This window comes from Thermoplasma sp., assembly GCF_023256435.1.
Classification (GTDB): domain Archaea; phylum Thermoplasmatota; class Thermoplasmata; order Thermoplasmatales; family Thermoplasmataceae; genus Thermoplasma.
This window is the reverse complement of sequence record NZ_JAGDXM010000054.1, coordinates 1-17106: the sequence shown is the minus strand read 5'-3', so window position 1 is coordinate 17106 and position 17106 is coordinate 1. Positions and strand designations below refer to the sequence as shown.

At 46.5% G+C, this 17106-nt stretch carries 15 protein-coding genes; 8 read left to right on the top strand and 7 right to left on the bottom strand.

Annotated elements, in window-relative coordinates; translation table 11 throughout:
* Nucleotides 1–34: 34 nt before the first annotated feature.
* Nucleotides 35–1711, bottom strand: a complete 1677-nt coding sequence (locus tag Q0C15_RS07370; protein WP_297217894.1) for a radical SAM protein — start codon at nucleotides 1709–1711, stop codon at nucleotides 35–37.
* A 155-nt stretch (nucleotides 1712–1866) separates the two neighbouring features.
* Here Q0C15_RS07370 and Q0C15_RS07365 point away from each other — a divergent pair, with 155 nt between their 5' ends.
* The 3 genes from Q0C15_RS07365 to Q0C15_RS07355 all read left to right on the top strand — a co-directional run bounded on the left by Q0C15_RS07365 (nucleotide 1867) and on the right by Q0C15_RS07355 (nucleotide 4886).
* The gene (locus Q0C15_RS07365) at nucleotides 1867–2397 is read left to right on the top strand and encodes a CBS domain-containing protein (protein WP_297217891.1); all 531 of its coding nucleotides are present in this window, start codon (nucleotides 1867–1869) and stop codon (nucleotides 2395–2397) included.
* A gap of 187 nt (nucleotides 2398–2584) precedes the next feature.
* Nucleotides 2585–2911, top strand: a complete 327-nt coding sequence (locus Q0C15_RS07360) for an SCP2 sterol-binding domain-containing protein (protein WP_297217888.1) — start codon at nucleotides 2585–2587, stop codon at nucleotides 2909–2911.
* 4 nt (nucleotides 2912–2915) lie between these two features.
* Nucleotides 2916–4886, top strand: coding sequence for a 3-hydroxyacyl-CoA dehydrogenase/enoyl-CoA hydratase family protein (locus tag Q0C15_RS07355; protein ID WP_297217885.1), 1971 nt, complete (start codon nucleotides 2916–2918; stop codon nucleotides 4884–4886).
* Here Q0C15_RS07355 and Q0C15_RS07350 read toward each other — a convergent pair whose 3' ends face one another.
* Both Q0C15_RS07350 and Q0C15_RS07345 read right to left on the bottom strand, forming a co-directional pair.
* Nucleotides 4887–5381, bottom strand: a complete 495-nt coding sequence (locus tag Q0C15_RS07350; RefSeq protein ID WP_297217882.1) for an AMP-binding protein — start codon at nucleotides 5379–5381, stop codon at nucleotides 4887–4889.
* Between the two features lie 4 nt (nucleotides 5382–5385).
* A complete protein-coding gene (locus Q0C15_RS07345; RefSeq protein WP_297217879.1) occupies nucleotides 5386–6297 on the bottom strand; it encodes an AMP-binding protein in 912 nt (303 codons plus the stop codon).
* A 153-nt stretch (nucleotides 6298–6450) separates the two neighbouring features.
* Here Q0C15_RS07345 and Q0C15_RS07340 point away from each other — a divergent pair, with 153 nt between their 5' ends.
* Nucleotides 6451–6849 (top strand): PaaI family thioesterase, encoded by a 399-nt coding sequence (locus Q0C15_RS07340; RefSeq protein ID WP_297217875.1) that lies wholly within the window; start codon nucleotides 6451–6453, stop codon nucleotides 6847–6849.
* An 18-nt stretch (nucleotides 6850–6867) separates the two neighbouring features.
* On the opposite strand, the gene Q0C15_RS07335 is transcribed toward Q0C15_RS07340, so the two are convergent.
* From Q0C15_RS07335 to Q0C15_RS07325, 3 genes are read right to left on the bottom strand one after another with little or no spacing between them, the layout of a single operon-like run.
* On the bottom strand, nucleotides 6868–7878 hold the full coding sequence (locus tag Q0C15_RS07335; RefSeq protein WP_297217872.1) for an acyl-CoA dehydrogenase family protein: 1011 nt from the start codon (nucleotides 7876–7878) through the stop codon (nucleotides 6868–6870).
* Nucleotides 7878–8987, bottom strand: coding sequence for an acyl-CoA dehydrogenase family protein (locus Q0C15_RS07330; RefSeq protein WP_297217870.1), 1110 nt, complete (start codon nucleotides 8985–8987; stop codon nucleotides 7878–7880). Before Q0C15_RS07330 ends, Q0C15_RS07335 begins: the two co-directional genes overlap by 1 nt.
* Before the next feature lies 1 nt (nucleotide 8988).
* Nucleotides 8989–10179: an acetyl-CoA C-acetyltransferase gene (locus Q0C15_RS07325; protein WP_110640292.1), complete on the bottom strand. Its 1191-nt coding sequence runs from the start codon at nucleotides 10177–10179 to the stop codon at nucleotides 8989–8991.
* Nucleotides 10180–10493: 314 nt separating this feature from the next.
* On the opposite strand from Q0C15_RS07325, the gene Q0C15_RS07320 reads away from it, so the two are divergent.
* The 4 genes from Q0C15_RS07320 (at nucleotide 10494) to Q0C15_RS07305 (ending at nucleotide 15891) form a co-directional block, all read left to right on the top strand.
* Complete coding sequence (locus Q0C15_RS07320) at nucleotides 10494–11615, top strand: DEAD/DEAH box helicase (protein ID WP_297217865.1); 1122 nt, start codon at nucleotides 10494–10496, stop codon at nucleotides 11613–11615.
* Nucleotides 11616–11699: 84 nt separating this feature from the next.
* Nucleotides 11700–13955, top strand: coding sequence for a glycoside hydrolase family 31 protein (locus Q0C15_RS07315; RefSeq protein WP_297217862.1), 2256 nt, complete (start codon nucleotides 11700–11702; stop codon nucleotides 13953–13955).
* Between the two features lie 218 nt (nucleotides 13956–14173).
* The gene (locus Q0C15_RS07310) at nucleotides 14174–14374 is read left to right on the top strand and encodes a DUF3311 domain-containing protein (RefSeq protein ID WP_110640299.1); all 201 of its coding nucleotides are present in this window, start codon (nucleotides 14174–14176) and stop codon (nucleotides 14372–14374) included.
* The gene (locus Q0C15_RS07305; protein ID WP_297217859.1) at nucleotides 14371–15891 is read left to right on the top strand and encodes a sodium:solute symporter; all 1521 of its coding nucleotides are present in this window, start codon (nucleotides 14371–14373) and stop codon (nucleotides 15889–15891) included. Before Q0C15_RS07310 ends, Q0C15_RS07305 begins: the two co-directional genes overlap by 4 nt.
* A 7-nt stretch (nucleotides 15892–15898) precedes the next feature.
* Here the strand turns inward: Q0C15_RS07305 and Q0C15_RS07300 are convergent.
* Nucleotides 15899–17106 (bottom strand): M1 family metallopeptidase (locus Q0C15_RS07300; RefSeq protein WP_297217856.1); only part of this gene is annotated, 1208 nt, incomplete at its 5' end.

Below are 17106 nucleotides of genomic sequence, written 5' to 3'. Positions count from 1 at the left end.
CCTTACAAAAAATTGATAAAATATGGTGGTAGGTTCAGGCTCTGGCGAACTGTGCCAGAGAAGTTATCTCATCAGTTCCTTCCACGCCCCATCTCTTTACCTTATCTATGTCCACGCCTGCTTTCTGGGCCTTCTTCTCTATGAAGTCCATCATCAGCCTTCCTCCGAAGGAGATGAGGCCGCCGGTGGCAAGCTTCAGGAAAGCGTTGCCATGGGCATCCTTGAATCCGTCTCTTGCCGCCATCTTGGCAAGATGCCTGTAGGATGCGTAATAGACTGCCAGGCCATTCACATCCAGCATGCTGGTATTAAATTTCTTCGATTTGATCCTTCCCAGTGGCACGTTAACGAGCGGAGTCACGGTGAACTCGAATGGACGGCCGTCAACATAGGAGTTGCTGAGCTTGTTGATCAGCGCGATCGTGTCCCAGAGATCCTCAGGCGTTTCACCCTCCTGCCCAACCTGTATGGTGAAAGCAGATCTCCAGTAATACTTGGTCTCAACAGCCACTCCCTGCCATACGATATCCTGCCAGGATCCGTCTACGCCTATCCTAAGCGGAAGCGTCTTGTTGGGCATATGCTTCTTTGCCAGCTCTTCGCTGCCGGTTTCAAGTCCAGTTTGAATACCTATCCAGTTCCTAGGGCCAGCCTTGAGTATCTTTGAGAATTTCTCCATCATCTCCGGGTATCCTGCCGGTATGGATATTCTTCCGTGGGTTGGATTTGAGGTTTTAACGCCTGGAACACTCATAACTGTGGAGAACAGTTCGCTCAGCGCTTCTTCGTTTGGCTCAAAGAAATGGCCATGCTTGTAACCAAATATTTCGTCAGAATGCAGCCAAGCGTTATCTACGCCTCCTGCAACGTTGATCTTTATCTCATCCACGATCATGTTCAGCGGCATGTATCTTAACGGTCTGAGCGTGACTTCGCAGAAATCGCAGCCTACTCCGCATCCACGCATCACCTCAACCATGCCCTTCATGGATGGGTTTATAATCTCCGGTATATCCTCAAGCCTTGGATATGCTGACTGTGTTATTCCCCTTGCTAGGAATTTTTCGTCCTTCTTCAATACCTTATGGAAATTCTCATCATAGCTCATGTATCCATTGAAGAACATCTGCTTATCGATGTTGTCTTCGGCTACCTGCCTGAAAAGCTCTGCAACAACATCGTCCGTCTCTCCCTGCACATAGTAATCCACCTTGTACTTGTCGATCTCATCCCTCAATATGGTGAATTCCCATACTCCAGGGCCTCCGACTATCAGCTTGGCTTTCTTGCCCTCCCTCGCCTTGTTAACCTTTTCCATAAGGCTGTCCCATTCGCGTCTGACCCAGGCGTCCAGATCTCCTCCAAACAGCGCATAATAGGACATCGTTGTTGGTCCAAGGCCAAGCGGATCCATGGTGGATACTCCTATCACTTCCGTCTTCTCGTCAACGTATTCGCCCAGATAATCCTCATCGACGACCACTACGCTGTCTCTTCCGAAAGCTCTGACAAGTGACGCCTCTATCTTCCTTATGGCGTATGGTGCATACTTCACTATACCATTGACATTGGGAGGTTCTGGGCCTTTCAGAAAGCGGTATATTGGCCCGGGTATCGCTTTTCCAGGGGCACATGGTAGAAAGTCCAGCAGTGGAAAATGTCTGTATTCATAACTAAGTGTGGTGTCAGATACGAGCACGAATCTGGTCATTTTATCTTCATATGTAGACTCTCTTTATTCATAAACTTTTCCTCCAAAAACTGATAAAAATTGTATTGTCTGACAGTCTGGAAATTTTTTCACTATGAAATATCCGTTTATTTTTAATTGAAAAATATTATATTTAATCATAACATCGCTAGCCTATGAAAGTGGAGAAGATAATGAATTCAAATTTCAAAACGGTCAACTGGAACGCTACGGTATTCGATGCAGTGAAGATAATGAATGAAAACCATCTCTACGGCCTAGTCGTTAAAGACGACAATGGCAATGACGTGGGATTATTGAGTGAACGCAGCATAATAAAACGCTTCATACCGAGGAACAGGAAGCCAGATGAAGTTCCAGTCAAACTCGTCATGAGAAAGCCGATACCTAAGGTGAAAAATGACTACGATGTTAAGGATGTGGCAGCCTATCTTAGTGAAAACGGTCTCGAGAGATGCGCAGTTGTTGACGACTCTGGAAAGGTTGTTGGAATAGTCACGCTGACCGATCTGTCAAGATATCTGTCCAGAGCATCGATCACGGACATCCTGCTTTCGCATCGTACAAAGGATTATCAGCACATATGTCCCAAATGCGGCATAGGTGTTCTAGAACCAGTTTACAATGAGAAAGGCGAGATAAAGGTCTTCAGATGTTCCAACCCCTCCTGCGACTATGAGGAATGAGACCTCTAACCTTGCAAAATGACTAATTTTTAGATGTTTTAACATATAAACTGGAGCTCCGAAATAGAAATAAGAATTATATATCTTGAAATTTATAATCTGTATATTCTGAATAAAAAGATCGTAAATTCCTGTTCATGATATTTAAACGTAAAAAATTATATTGGGTCTGGCTCTATACATAAATATGGGTTCAAAGGATCTCATAGATAAGATGATAGTGAAGGTTCCGGAAAAGGACATGTCGGATATCGCTAAATCCAGCAAGATCGTCAACATCGATCTCACGGATGCCAGTCCGTTCCAGATCGTAATTGGAAACGGCAAAATATCCATCGCGGATGGAAAGGCAGAGAAGGCTGATGCTACGGTGAAATGCACGGATCAGGTGCTCAGCGATATAATAACCGGGAAGCTAAATGCGTTTTCTGCCTTCATGGGCGGTAAGGTCACGGTTTCTGGAGACCTGTTCTTCGTGCAGAAGATGATTACAGTACTGGGCAAGGCGAAGTGAGATCATGGAGATAAAGAACGTAACTGTGATAGGATCCGGAATAATGGGGCACGGAATAGCTGAGGTTATTGCTCTGGCGGGCCTGGACGTCAACCTTGAGGACGTATCCGAGGAGGTTCTGAACAAGGCGAAGGCATCCATAAGCGCAAGCCTGGACAGGCTGGTAAATTCTGGCAAGCTGAAAAACAAGGAAGAGGTGCTCTCCAGGATACATTACTTCACACAGATACCTGAATCGGTCAAGGATGCGGATCTAGTCATAGAAGCCGTTCCTGAGGTACTAGAGATAAAGAGGAGCGTCTTCGATCAGCTGGATAAGAGCACCAAGGATAATGCAATACTCGCAACAAATACATCCAACATAAGGCTCACAGAGATAGCTGAAGGCATAAAGAAGAAGGGTAAGGTCGTCGGCATGCACTTCTTCAATCCACCGGTCGTGCTGAAGTTAGTGGAGGTAATAAGAAGCCAGTACACTGAGGACGAGGTCTTCGATTCCGTGTTCGAATTCTCAAAGAAGATCGGGAAGACGCCAATAAAGGTGTACAAGGACACGCCTGGTTTTGTTGTAAACAGGATCAATGCGCCGGAATCACTGTACTTCTGCCTGGTTATAGATAAGGGGCTGGCGAAACCTGAAGAGGTTGACAGGTTCGCTAGATCCCAGGGTCTTCCCATGGGGCCATACGAGCTCATGGACTATGTAGGCATAGACACAGTGTATCATTCGCTCCAGTACTACGCAAAGGAGCTTTCTCCTGATTATTCCAAGTGCCAAGTGTACACCAAGCTGTTCAATGAGAAGAAGCTTGGGTTGAAGACAGGCGAGGGCTTCTACAGGTGGGTGAACGGAAAGGCTCAGATACCTGAGGCCAAGCCCACAAAGGCCGTAGAACTCATGGACATATTCGCTCTTGAGATAAACGAGGCTGTCAAAATCATAGAGGACGGGGTCGCTTCACCGGACGACATAGAGACGGGTGTTAAGCTGGGCATGAACAGGCCTTTCGGTCCCATAACGGTGGCAAAGGGCCTGACGAACGCTGAGGTCAAAGCGAAGCTGGAATCGCTATATCAGAAGTTTGGGGTTGAGATATTCAAGCCTGCAAAGTCAATAGCCGAGGGCAAATTGAAGTCGGTGATATCCATGCAGGTCGCTCCTAAGGCAGAGGAGAAGAAGGAGGAGGCTTCATACGTTTCTTCAAGCGATCCGGTGATAACTGAAATCAAAGGTAAGATAGCCGTCCTCCGCATAAACAATACTAAAAACAACCTGATCAATGCAGCAGTCATGGATGGACTGGAGAAAGCCCTGAACGATCTCTGGAACAGCCGCGACATCAGCGTAATCATCGTTACGGGGAACGGATCCGTATTCTCTGCAGGAGCACAGCTCGATTCATTCTTCAACAGCACCTTTGACTTCATGGAATTTTCCAGACGTGGTGAGCGCGTGTTCAAACTGCTCAGCGAGATACCAAAGGTGACAATAGCGGAGATGAAGGGCTACACGCTAGGTGGTGGCTTTGAGATGGCGCTTGCTTGTGACATAAGAGTTGCAACTGAAGATGTACAGATAGGCTTCCCTGAGGTTACGCTTGGCCTAGTTCCTGGATGGGGAGGCACACAGAGGCTCTCACGTGCGGTGGGTCAGTCCAGAGCAGCATATTACGTGCTGACAGGCGAGAGGTTCACCGGAAAGGAGGCTTACGATATGGGCATAGTATCGAAGGTCTTCAGCAAGGACACCATAGATTCCGATACGCTGAATCTTGCGCAGACAATTGCAGAAAGGGTAGCGCCAATATCGGCCGCTCTGGCAAAGAGGCTCGTGTTGAGGAGCACGAATACCTCGCTGGATGATGGCCTTGAGATGGAAGCCATCTCTATGGGGCTTCTCTACGGAACAGAGGATCTCAAGGAAGGCATATCGGCATTTCTTGGCAAGAGAAAACCAAACTATCAGGGAAAATGATCATTTTTTAATCATTTCCCTTAGAACCTTTTTATCTATCTTTCCCGTGCTTGTCTTGGCAAACTCCTTCACATTTATAAAATCATCAGGGATCCAGAACTTGGCGATCCTACCTGCATTGACCATGTCAAGGAGGTGCTTTCTGATATCGTCTGGCTTTGCCGTTCCTGTGTAGAATGCCACGGGTCTCTCACCCCATTTCTCATCCGGTTTTCCAACAACCGCATTTTCAATCACGCCAGGACAAGAACTTATGGCGTCTTCAAGTACGAGCGATGGTATGAATTCACCGCCCGATTTGACGGCATCCTTCTCCCTGTCAACGATGCGTATGTATCCATATTCATCCATCACAGCAAGATCGCCAGTGTGCATCCAGCCTCCACGCCATAATGATTCAGTGCCTTCGTTGTTCTTAACGTATACGCTGGTGAGCCATGGGGATCTTACAACGATCTCACCTATGGTCTTCTCGTCCTTCGGGACATCGTTCATCTTGTCATCTACCTTCTGGCAGGGCACCGCCGCCGACAATGGCTCTTATTCCGCGTCCTGCTATCTTCTTCACGTTCGGATTCGTGACGATGAGATAGAGGATCGAAGGTACCATTGCTATTACGCTCACATTGTACTTGTCGATTAGATCGATTATATGATCGAAATCGTACCTTCCAGGAAGTACGTATCTCCTTCCGGCCAGTATGGACATGTATGGTACGCCACATGCATGCACGTGGAACATGGGAACAAGCGGCATTATGGTATCTCTAGAGGTTAGGTTTATTGGGTCATCACCCAGAGCTAGACCAGATGAAATAGAATGGAGCACAATCTGCCTGTGAGTGAACTGAACCCCCTTGGGTATACCGGTTGTGCCGGAGGTGTAAAAGGTTGTGGCCAGATCGTTTTCCGATATTTGCGGAAGTTCTATATCGGAATAGGAATCCTTCATGAGATCCTCGTAGACGTACTTTGGAGAGAGCGAATCAGGGATCTGGCCTGTCTCGGAATACACTATCCAGCCCTTTATGAAATAGAACGCCTCCCTGTTCTTGGATAGGATGGGAACAAATTCATCCCTCACGATGACGTATTTGTCCTCGGCATGATCCATCGTGTAGTATATGAGATCCTGCGGATACCTAACATTCACCGTATGGAGAACAGCACCCACCATCGGAACGGCGAAATACGCCTCGAGATAAACATATGTATCCCAATCGATGACTGCAACTCTGTCCCCTTTCTTCACCCCTATTGAGATGAGGGCCTTTGCGAGTTTTTCGACCCTTTTGCTGAATTCCTCGAAGGTGAATTCCCTTCGTCCTGTATAATTTATCTTCTGTGCAGGGTTTGATGATACACCGCTCTGGAGAAGCTTATCTATGGTGAGTTCGTATCTATATTCCATATCTTTATATTGCATTTGATGATAATATATTTTCTGTGACTGTATGTAGAAAAAATCACATGTTTAGATATCCAGAAATAAGATATTTGTTTTCAAAAAAGATATGCGATAATGAGATCATAAAGCTTTATTGAATCAAAGAATACAGGAGCAATGTTTGATGGTGAAGACCTCAAGAAGATATTCGCCATGGATGGATTCCTCAAGAATATAGAGTTTGAAGTATCTTACATCAGGGAAGGATCCATAGAGATAAGCGTACCGTTGAGAGAAAATCTCATGCGTATAGGCAACATCATGAACGGCGGCGCCATAATGGCGATCTCAGACGCAGTTGGCGGACTCACAGTTCTGACCTATGGATCGGTGATAAATCAGGTTACCGTGAACTTCAGCACGGAGTTCATAAGGCCTATAGGCATAGGGCCGGTGGTATTCAGAAGCAACATGGTGCGAATAGGGAAGAATATAGCGTATGTCGATGTGGAGGCTATAGACGGAAAGGGAGACCTCTGCTCAAAATCCATGGGTACATATTATATATATAGATAAAAATAAAATATAATTATCTTAAATTATTCCTCCTCTCTCTCCTATCACCACCTCAGAGATGATCCCGTTCTCCCATGAATCGTCGCCAAAGTAGACTGCCAAAGCCATTGCGTCTCTATAGTACTTCTCTATCCCGAAGTCGTGTATGTATCCGTAGCCGCCGTGTATCTGCAATGAGCTTCTCGTAGCCAGAAGTGCAATCTCCTTGGCCTTTATCTTGCTCAAGGCCTTTGCATATTCGCCCTGGTTTCCGTAAAGATAGTACCTTATCAGTTCTATCTGCGTCCTTGCGGCTACGATCTCATCGAAGATGGGGGTGTAATCCTTAAGCGGGTGATCGAATGCGGTCCTCACCTTGGAATAGTCCGCTGCCTTGGCCATTGTTCCATCGGCAACTCCAAGAAAGATGGCCGCTATCTCGCCGTCAGAGTTTTTCAGTTCTGTCCTGAGCTTCTCCTCTGAACCAACCTTCTCGTAAGTGGACGAATCGAAATCAACATCGGAAAGATCCATACCGCGCAGGCCGAGATGGTTCTTGTTAACAGCGTGCATGCCGGATCCGACCGCATATATGCTGCTTCCATCGCTGACTATTATCGACGAAGCCGTTCCATTAATAACGTTCGCACGCTTTCCGCTTATCTTGCCGCCCGCCACCTTCAAAGGCTGTGCTTTGCTGCGCAGATAGTATGGAGAAAGATCGACGGTCACATCGATCTTACCGGATAATATGTCCTGCTTGCCGTTGGCGTCCGGATGGATCTTCAGGTACAGGTTTGTGAGGAATATCCACATCGACACTGAGGGGGATGCCTTCGCGGTCTCCTCCAGTATTATCATATACCCTTTCTCGTCTAGTCCTGATCCTCCCTTTTCAGCGGGAAGGGTTGCACCCAGAAAGCCCTGAGCCGCTATCTTCTCCTTCAGAGATCTCGGTATGCCGTTTATCTCTATATCCTTGGACACCGCTTCGATCTCCTTGCTGGAAAATTCTCTGACGGTATTCCTCAGTATTTCATATTCTTCCATCATTGGGTATCACCCACCTTGAGCATTCTGGCTATGACCAGTTTTTCTATCTCGCTTGTGCCCTCCCATATCTCCATTATCTTTGCATCCCTGAACGATCTCTCTATGCTTGAGGAGAGGCCGTCTATGCCCGTGATCTCCATGGCCTTTCTCGATACGTATACGGCTGTTTCAGCTGCGTAGGCCTTTGCCATGCTTGTCACGGCCGGATTTGGATTGAAGTTGAATATGAATGAGGCCGCTTCATAGGTAAGCAGCTTTGCCGCTTCAATGCGTGTTGCCATATCGGCTATGGTGAACTGGACGCGCTCTGGCTGCGACGTTATGGGCCCATCTTTCTGGAGTATGTTGACGGCTCTCTCCAGGATGCCTTCGGCTATTCCAAGGGCCTGCGCCGCCACGTAGGCTCTGCTTATATCGAAGAAGGTCATTATGTAGTAGAAGCCCCTTCCAGGTTCGCCCACAAGATTTTCGGCTGGAACCTTCACATTTTCCAGAGTTATCTCTGCAGTATCCGTTGCCCTGACTCCCAGCTTGCCGTGGATCTTATTCGATTTGAAGCCTTCGAAGTTGCGTTCCACGATGAATACGCTCATTCCCTGGTGCTTTTTCTTCTCCACCGATGTCCTTGCAAGCAGTACAAAGAAATCCGCTATGTCGCCATTAGTGATGAACATCTTCGATCCGTTGAGTACATAATGATCGCCCTCCTTGACAGCTGTCGTCTTTATATTTGCCACGTCGCTTCCACCGCCCGGTTCCGTAACGGCGAGACCCATCTTGGCCTGACCGGAAAATACCCTGCCTAGGTATTTTTTCTTCTGGTCGTCATTTCCAAAAAGGGCTATGACCTCATTTCCGAAGAACGGCACAAGCATGGATATTCCCATGCCGGCATCATACTTGCAAAGTGCCTCAGTGGCCACAAGGATGTTCCAGGGATTGGAGTAATCAAAAACCCCCTCCTTCAGCATCCTCTTCACAACCTCCTCAGGATATTTCTCCTGGAGATCGTATTTCGTGGCCTCCTCCTCGGTGAATTCTCTTCTGGCAAAATCCTCTACCTTCTTCCTGAACTCCCTCTGCGCCTCATCAAGTTCGAAATTCATATCAATACCTCTCAAAAACAACGGAGTAACCCTGTCCTCCGCCGACACACAGCGTTGCTACACCGTAGTCCTTCTTCTTCTCGTTCATGATCCTTGCCAGGGTACCCGCGATCCTTGCCCCAGTTGCTCCAAGGGGATGGCCTATCGCTATAGCTCCGCCGTGTACGTTGACGCGATCCTCTTCTATTCCCAGCTCCTTCATGGCGTTTAGTACCACTACCGCGAACGCTTCATTTATCTCCCACAGGTCTATGTCGGATACATCCATCTTGGCCTTCGCCAGTGCATTTCTCGTTGCGGGTACTGGCCCCTCACCCATTATGGAAGGGTCAACGCCTGCCCAGCCAAATGATACTATCCTCGCCATTGGCTTTAAACCGTATTCCTTTACCTTCTTCTCGGACATGATCAGTGTCAAAGAAGCTCCTGCATTAAGCGGTGATGAGTTTCCTGCAGTTATGACGCCATCATCTCTGAATGCTGGCTTCAACTTCTTCATATCCTCAAGTGAGGTGTTCTTCCTGATGCTCTGATCAGTATCGATGACCTTCTCTTCGCCATTTATCTCGACCTCTATGGGCACTATCTCGCCTTTGAAATATCCTTCATCTAGCGCCTTTGAGGCAAGTTGATGGCTCCTCAACGAATATTTGTCCATCTCATCCCTTGTTATCCCCCTAAGGGCGGCGAGCTTTTCTGCGGTTAGTCCCATTGAATAACCGGTATTCATATCGTAATGCATATACTCTGGCCTGACCATGAGCTTTATGTTTGGCTTGAGAAATGGGCTGTTTCCCATCGGTACATGCGTCATGTGTTCGTAACCGCCAGCAAGAACTATGTCCGAGTTTCCGGTCATTATCTCCATGGCACCAATGGTTATCGCATTGAGCGATGATGAGCATGCCCTGTCCAGAGCCATTCCAGGTACGCTGTCTGGTAAGTTTGCGAGCAGTATTGGATGCCTGCCTCCATATGTCCAGTTCTCGTCCATCTGGAGCGCGCATCCTGTTATCACGTCGTTTATCTCCTCCGGTTTGATACCGGTTTCATCGATGACAACGTTGATGAGCTTTGCCATAGCTTCGTCCATCCGTATGGAATTAAAGACATCTCGCTCAGGGTCGTTGGGCCTAGATCTTGAAAATGCGGTCCTTTTGAAGTCGACGAGGTACACGTTCTCTCCGTTCATTTCACATCGATATGAATAAGTTGAAGATGCAATATAAATTTATTCTGACAATATTTATATTTATCATATTCTACATAAAAAAATAATTCTATATATAAAATGGAATAGAAATATAAATAACGAAACATGCGAAATGCCTTATCCGCTTTGATTGATCGCGATGGCAAAGGTCATATATATGTTCATCATACTAAGAAAGTTAAAAGTGCGCAAATGGGATATTTAAAAATCCAGCATCCCGGCTGTCTCCTTGATTTCATCGAAGGTCGCTGATGTTGTTTTTTATAAATTTGCCATTCGCGGGCTTTTGTCGAATGGTTGGAATAGATATGTCGAAATTCGAAGATTGCAATATAAACGATGATCTGAAAGCAGATCTTGAAAGGATTGGTTTTGTTGAAATGACGGCTGTACAGGAACAGGCAATGTCACCTGCCCTCGATGGTAAGGATCTCATCATAAGGTCGAAGACTGGATCTGGAAAGACCGCTGCTTACCTCGTGCCCATACTTAACATGATAGGGCGCGGAAGAAAGCCAAGAGCACTTGTTGTGCTTCCCACGAGGGAGCTGGCGATACAGGTAAATGGAGTCGCGGAGAGACTGGGGCGCAGATCAAGGATAAGATCCACAGTCATCTATGGTGGATCCTCAATGGCAAGGCAGATAGAGTCTCTGGAAAGGGGAACCGATATCATTGTTGGCACTCCGGGCAGAATACTTGATCTTCATGATCGCGGGTTTCTGGACCTATCAGCTATACGATACTTCGTACTGGATGAGGCAGACGTCATGCTGGACATGGGCTTCATAGACGATATCAGGAAGATCATGTCATTCCTCAACGAGGAGAAACAGACGTTCATACTTTCGGCAACTATGCCGGAGCAGATCGTGGAGATGGCCAGCGATTTCATGCACGATCCAACTACGATAATGGTCGATTCTGACGAGGTCACGGTTAAAGAAATTGACCACTATTACACGATAACGAAGAGAAATAGAAAGCTTCAGGCACTGCAGAATTACCTGAAAACATATGGTCCTCAGAAAACAATAATCTTCTCAAGGACAAAGGCTGGTACCAAGATGGTTTGCGATTTTCTTCTAAACAAGGGTTACAACGCCGTCATGATCAATGGGGATATGAGCCAGAGCCAGAGAGAAAAAGCCATGTACCTCTTCAGGAACAGGGTGGAATATCTTGTTGCGACAAACGTTGCCGCAAGGGGCATAGACATCCGCGACGTGACAGATATAATAAACTTTGATCTGCCAGACGATCCCAAGGTTTACGTCCACAGAGTGGGAAGAACTGCAAGGCTGGGGTCAGATGGTCGTGCATTCAGCATAGTGGAGGAAAATCAGAAAGACGCTGTGCGCCAGATCGAACGCATGGCTAGAGTGAGCCTCAGACAGATACGGATGCAGGATTAGATTCTCCTGCAGTTATTTTCTTAAAAACATACTATTAATGTTAGTAAAAAATTAATAAATCTTTATGCTACACATACGATATACATGCAATTGCTTGACGATATCAAAGGTTTTCTGAACACCTTCAGCGAAACGATGTTTATGGATGTTGTCAATTATTCTCTTACCAGGGATAAATATGACTCAATGTTTCTGCGGGATGCTAGGTATCCCGAACTAGGTGAACTGAGATCAACACAGGTGGAAGGCGATAGCCTGATCGTTAAATTCGATGGATATGTTCTGAGGATACAGGGTACGGATAATGGTGTACTCAAATTCACATGGACCGATGGACCCGCCTTGCCTATAAGCGATCCGTCGTTCGTGAAGCCCATACAGGACGGGGAGAGATACCTGTTCGGAAAAAATGTCGTATCACTTCAGAAGGATGGGCTTACGGTGGCGGATCCCGAGGGTGTGGTGCTGCATCACGAGTTTTTTCCATCGTTTGGAAGCGATATAACACATTCATTTGAAATAGGCGAAGAAGATATAATAAGCGGCCTCGGAGAGAAAGCCGCACCGCTGAACATGATTGGTCACGTATATAGGCTGTGGAACCATGACGCAAACGGATCATACGGTCCGGATAGCGATCCTCTGTATCTCAATGCGCCAGTAATGCTGCACGGGCATGAGGGCAGATTTGTGCTTATCTTTTACGCGAATGCAGGGGATTCCACGGTGGATGTTGGTTATTCTGACGAGAGGCGCCTGTCGATATCCTTCAGATCAAAACCCTTGGAATATTACATAATCACGGGCGATCTTGATTCAATATACTCACGGTTTGCGGAGATAACCGGAAAGCCGTACAAGCCTCCATACTGGGCCTTTGAGTTCCAGCAGTCAAGGTACAGCTATATGGATACCAAGGAGGTCAGAGACGTTGTTGATGGCTTCATATCTCGCGGAATACCACTTGGCGCTATATATCTGGATATAGATTATATGGACAGCTTTAAGATGTTTACATTCGATCAGAAGCGTTTTGGAGACATTAAGCAGCTCACCGACTACATGATGAAGAATGGTGTGCGTCTCATAACCATAATGGAGCCCAGTGTTAAGATGGAGCCTGGATACGATCTGTACGAAGAAGGTTTAAAGAATGGCTATTTTGTGCGCTATCCAGACGGAAACGTCATGTACGCTCCTGTCTGGCCAGAAATGGCGGCATTTCCCGATTTCACAGATGCAGGCGCAAGGGAATGGTACAGTTCCAAGTACGATTTCATGCGATCCATGGGCATATCAGGATTCTGGCATGACATGAATGAACCTGCAATATTCGTTGCATGGGGAGACAACACTATGCCCAGATCCGCGGTTCACAGCATAGGCAGGCATGAGGAGGTGCACAACCTATACGGCTACTATATGGATAAGGCTGCATTCGATCACCTCTCCAGAAGCGAAAGGCCTTTCATACTTTCCCGATCCGGATGGGCTGGAATAAGCCAGTATTCATGGATATGGACTGGAGATACTGAGACCTCATGGAAGGAGCTTAAGCAGAATATAGTGACGATACTTCACATGTCCATGTCCGGCATAACATTGACCGGATGCGATATCGGGGGATTCACGGGTTCCCCCACTCCGCATCTTTTCATAAGATGGCTGCAGGCTTCGCTCTTCTTCCCGCTTTACAGGGTGCATTCAGATAAGAGATCGAAGAGGCGTGAGCCATGGGCATTCGGCGATCACGAAAGGGAGATAATTGACGTGATAAGGATGAGGCATTCATTTGTCCCGCAGATATACAGCGAGGCGATATCCTCATCTATCACGGGCAGACCGATCCTTCGCCCGGTATTCTGGGCCGATCCTAAGAATACGCTTGCCATGTCCATAGATGATGAATATATGATGGGTGATGATCTCCTTATAGCTCCGGTAGTTGAAGATCATGTGATTAACAGGGAGGTATTCCTGCCATCTGGAAGATGGTATGATATTTCAAATGACAGCGTCGTTGAGGGTCATATTACGTACGGTGTAAATCTAAGCACAGTTCCAATATTTGTCAGAGAAGGATCAGCCATATTGCGGGAAAACAACGGTATAGAGGTGCATCTGTACCTTGGATCAGGAAGGGCTAAGCGCACTTTCTATATAAGTAGCGGCAACGATGATGTGAAGGTGGACATCGAATTTGACGGCAGAGATATAAGGATGAATCCAGACAGGCCTGTCAGCGTGAAATTTATAGTGCTGCATGGATTCGGTTCTATGACTCCTACCTTAAATGGAAATCAAGTCAGGATTGAAAATGGGAGAATCTCAATAGAATGAAAGACTTTATAATTTTTATTTAATATTTTTTTTATCAATCTAAAAGTGTCGTATGAAATATACTTAGCAAGTTTTTTCATATTATATATAAAATTTCCATAAATAATAATGTATGAACTATTTTTATATTCATTATTGTAAAATTGATTAGTAAATAATTGTAGATTAAAAGTATTCTCTAGCCAAAATTTAAATATTGCTATGATCATATGTTATCGATGAACACTAAATACTTGATAGCGGGTATACTTATTGTTATCCCGTTTATAGTCTATTTTGCCATACCAACGTACAACAGGGTTAATCCGGAGATAGGTGGTTTGACATTTTTTTACTGGTATCAGACCCTGTGGCTTGGAATCTCTGCTCTGCTCTTCGGCATAGCGGCCTACATACTCGATAGAGAGGTGAAGCAATGAGTGACTACGTTGAGATAGCGGTATTCCTGGTGTTCTTTGTCATATTCGTTGCGGTCGGCTTCCTTGCAAAGAACTTCAGAAAGGGCAACCTGAACCAGCTACCCGAATGGGCTCTGGGCGGCAGAAGGCTCGGTACATTCCTTGTGTGGTTCCTGGTAGGCGCAGATCTATACACGGCCTACACATTCATCGCCGTACCATCTTCCATGTACGCGGTGGGTTCCATATACTTCTTCGCTGTCCCCTATGTATCTCTTGCCTTCGCCATAGCCATGATCACCATGCCTAAATTATGGACTCTCTCCAAGAAGAACGGTTATGTAACGGCCGGAGACTTCGTCAGCGATAGATTCAACAGCAATGCGCTGGCCATGATCATAGCATTGACCGGAATAGTGGCTGAGCTTCCATACATAGCGCTTCAGATAGTAGGAATGAGGGCCATACTCACAGGTATGCTCACTCCGCTCGGTGGAAATGTGAATTTAGCCAGCAATATAGCGCTGGTGCTTGCAATAATAGTGCTGATAGCATTCACGTACACAAGCGGTCTGAGGGGTACCTCGCTGACAGCGGTGATGAAGGATATAATAATATTCACCACCGTTATCGTTGTCATCGTTACGGTATTCGTGGCGTATCATTCAGCCCTGCACGAAGCCTTCACAATAAAGCCTGTGTACGCTGATCTTCCTCCTAAATTCTACAACGCATACTGGACGCTCTTCATAATGAGTGCGGCAGCTCTCTACCTCTATCCACATGCGATAAACGGTAGCCTGAGCTCCATGTCTGCGCAAAAGCTGAGGCTGAGCACGGCGTTGCTTCCGATATACGGTATTGGGCTCGCATTTCTGGCGCTCTTCGGAGTGATAATATACGGTGTTCCTGCAGCCTACCATATGCTTAACATCACCTATCATAACAACGGTGCGATGGTGGTACCCACGCTAATAGCGTCCGTAACGCCATCATGGTTCACCGGCTTTGCCTTTCTGGGAATATTCATCGGTGGTCTAGTACCGGCGGCAATAATGTCAATGTCACAAGCCACGCTCCTAACAAGAAATGTCATAAGGTATCTTGGCAGAGAGCTTGAGGAAAAGCGTGAAACCTTCATAGCGAAGCTATCTATGGTATTCTTCCAGCTCTTAGCGTTGGCCTTCGTCTTCATAGTGCCGGAAACATACTCCATAAGCCTGCAGCTGATAGGTGGAATAATCATACTGCAGACGCTGCCAGCAGTCTTCCTGGGCATGTATGTAAAGCATCTGGAGAAATACGCAGTCGTGTCCGGCTGGCTTGCCGGTATAGTTTCTGGTATATACTTTGAGGTCTACTCAAACTTCGTTTACTTCAAGTACAACATAATCAAAACGACTCTTATGCCATCATCCATGGGATTCATATTCGTGGGATTCACCGCACTTCTGATAAACCTGGTTGTCGTTGCAGTGGTTGAGGTAATAGTTTATGCTCTCCACAGGCAGCCAAAGACGATGCCAGAAAATATATGAAATAAATTTATAATTTATTATATAACTTTCTTACAATTTCCAGAGTTTCAAGACCTTTGTTAATACCTACGCTGTAGCTTGGTTTCCTTATCTGTTCTGCTTTTTTCTTCACCTCATCGTATTTGCTGAGGCCGATGTAGGGTATGGCATTTTCAAGTATCCTGCTTGTGTAGCCTGTGCCCTCAAATGCATGTTCCATCAGCGCAACGATCCGATCGATGTTTGAGAAGAAGAAATCTCTGCCATTTGGATTTGACGGCATGGTGCTGAAGACGTACAGCATATCCTGTTTTCTTATTGTTCCGTCATCTATCAGGCCAAAAACGCTCTTCAGATCCGTGGTATTGCACCATCCCATGGCGGCAATTATCCTCACGCGGATCTCGTCATCGCTGTAGTTATTGGCTGCCTTGGCCAGTTCAGAAATTCCAGCCGTTTTTGCAACGGCTATGGATCTTGCAAGGGCGAGGTCAGGATCGGCTGCCAGGTTGCCGAACGAGCTTGAAAGATCCTTTGCAAAGGCGTCGTCCACCATGGCCAGATCCTGCGTTACTATGCCTCTTAGCTTGGAGATCTTGTCATCCTCCCCCTTCTTCTTATCTCCTAGCCTCGCAACCTGTGATCTGAGATATGATGAGGCTAATTCCGCTATTTTCTTGGATTCCGGTTTGAGGAGATAAAGGCCTGTAAGCTGCGAGGAAACCTCCTCCACAACAAGGTGGTCGGTGTCATCAAGGAATCCCTTTATCCTGGACAGGTAGTCATCCACAGAGATCCTTCCGGAGATGAGGAATGCATAGAGATCGCTTATTATTCCCCATCTGTCAAGGTTGCTCAGCTTATCATAGTTCTTCATCACTGTTGCAAATGATTCTGAGTCATAGGCCACCCTGTAAAACCCGCTATTGTTAGCGTTCACCTTGATGAGATCCTCAACTTCGGCAGTGTCCTCCATCAATATGGATTTCTTCCCTGATCCGGTGATCACCGTAAGGGGTATGGGCCATTTGCCTTCCCCCCTCGTCCCATCAAGGAAGAAGCGATCCTGTGTGAATCTGAATTTCTTTCCGTCTTTGCGGACCGTTATCACAGGGTATCCCGGATTCTTTATCCAGTACTCCATCACCCTCTTCACCGGTTTACCTGACACTTCCTCTATTGCAGTCCAGAGATCTGAACCCTCAGCGTTTCCATACTTATGATCGTTTAGATACT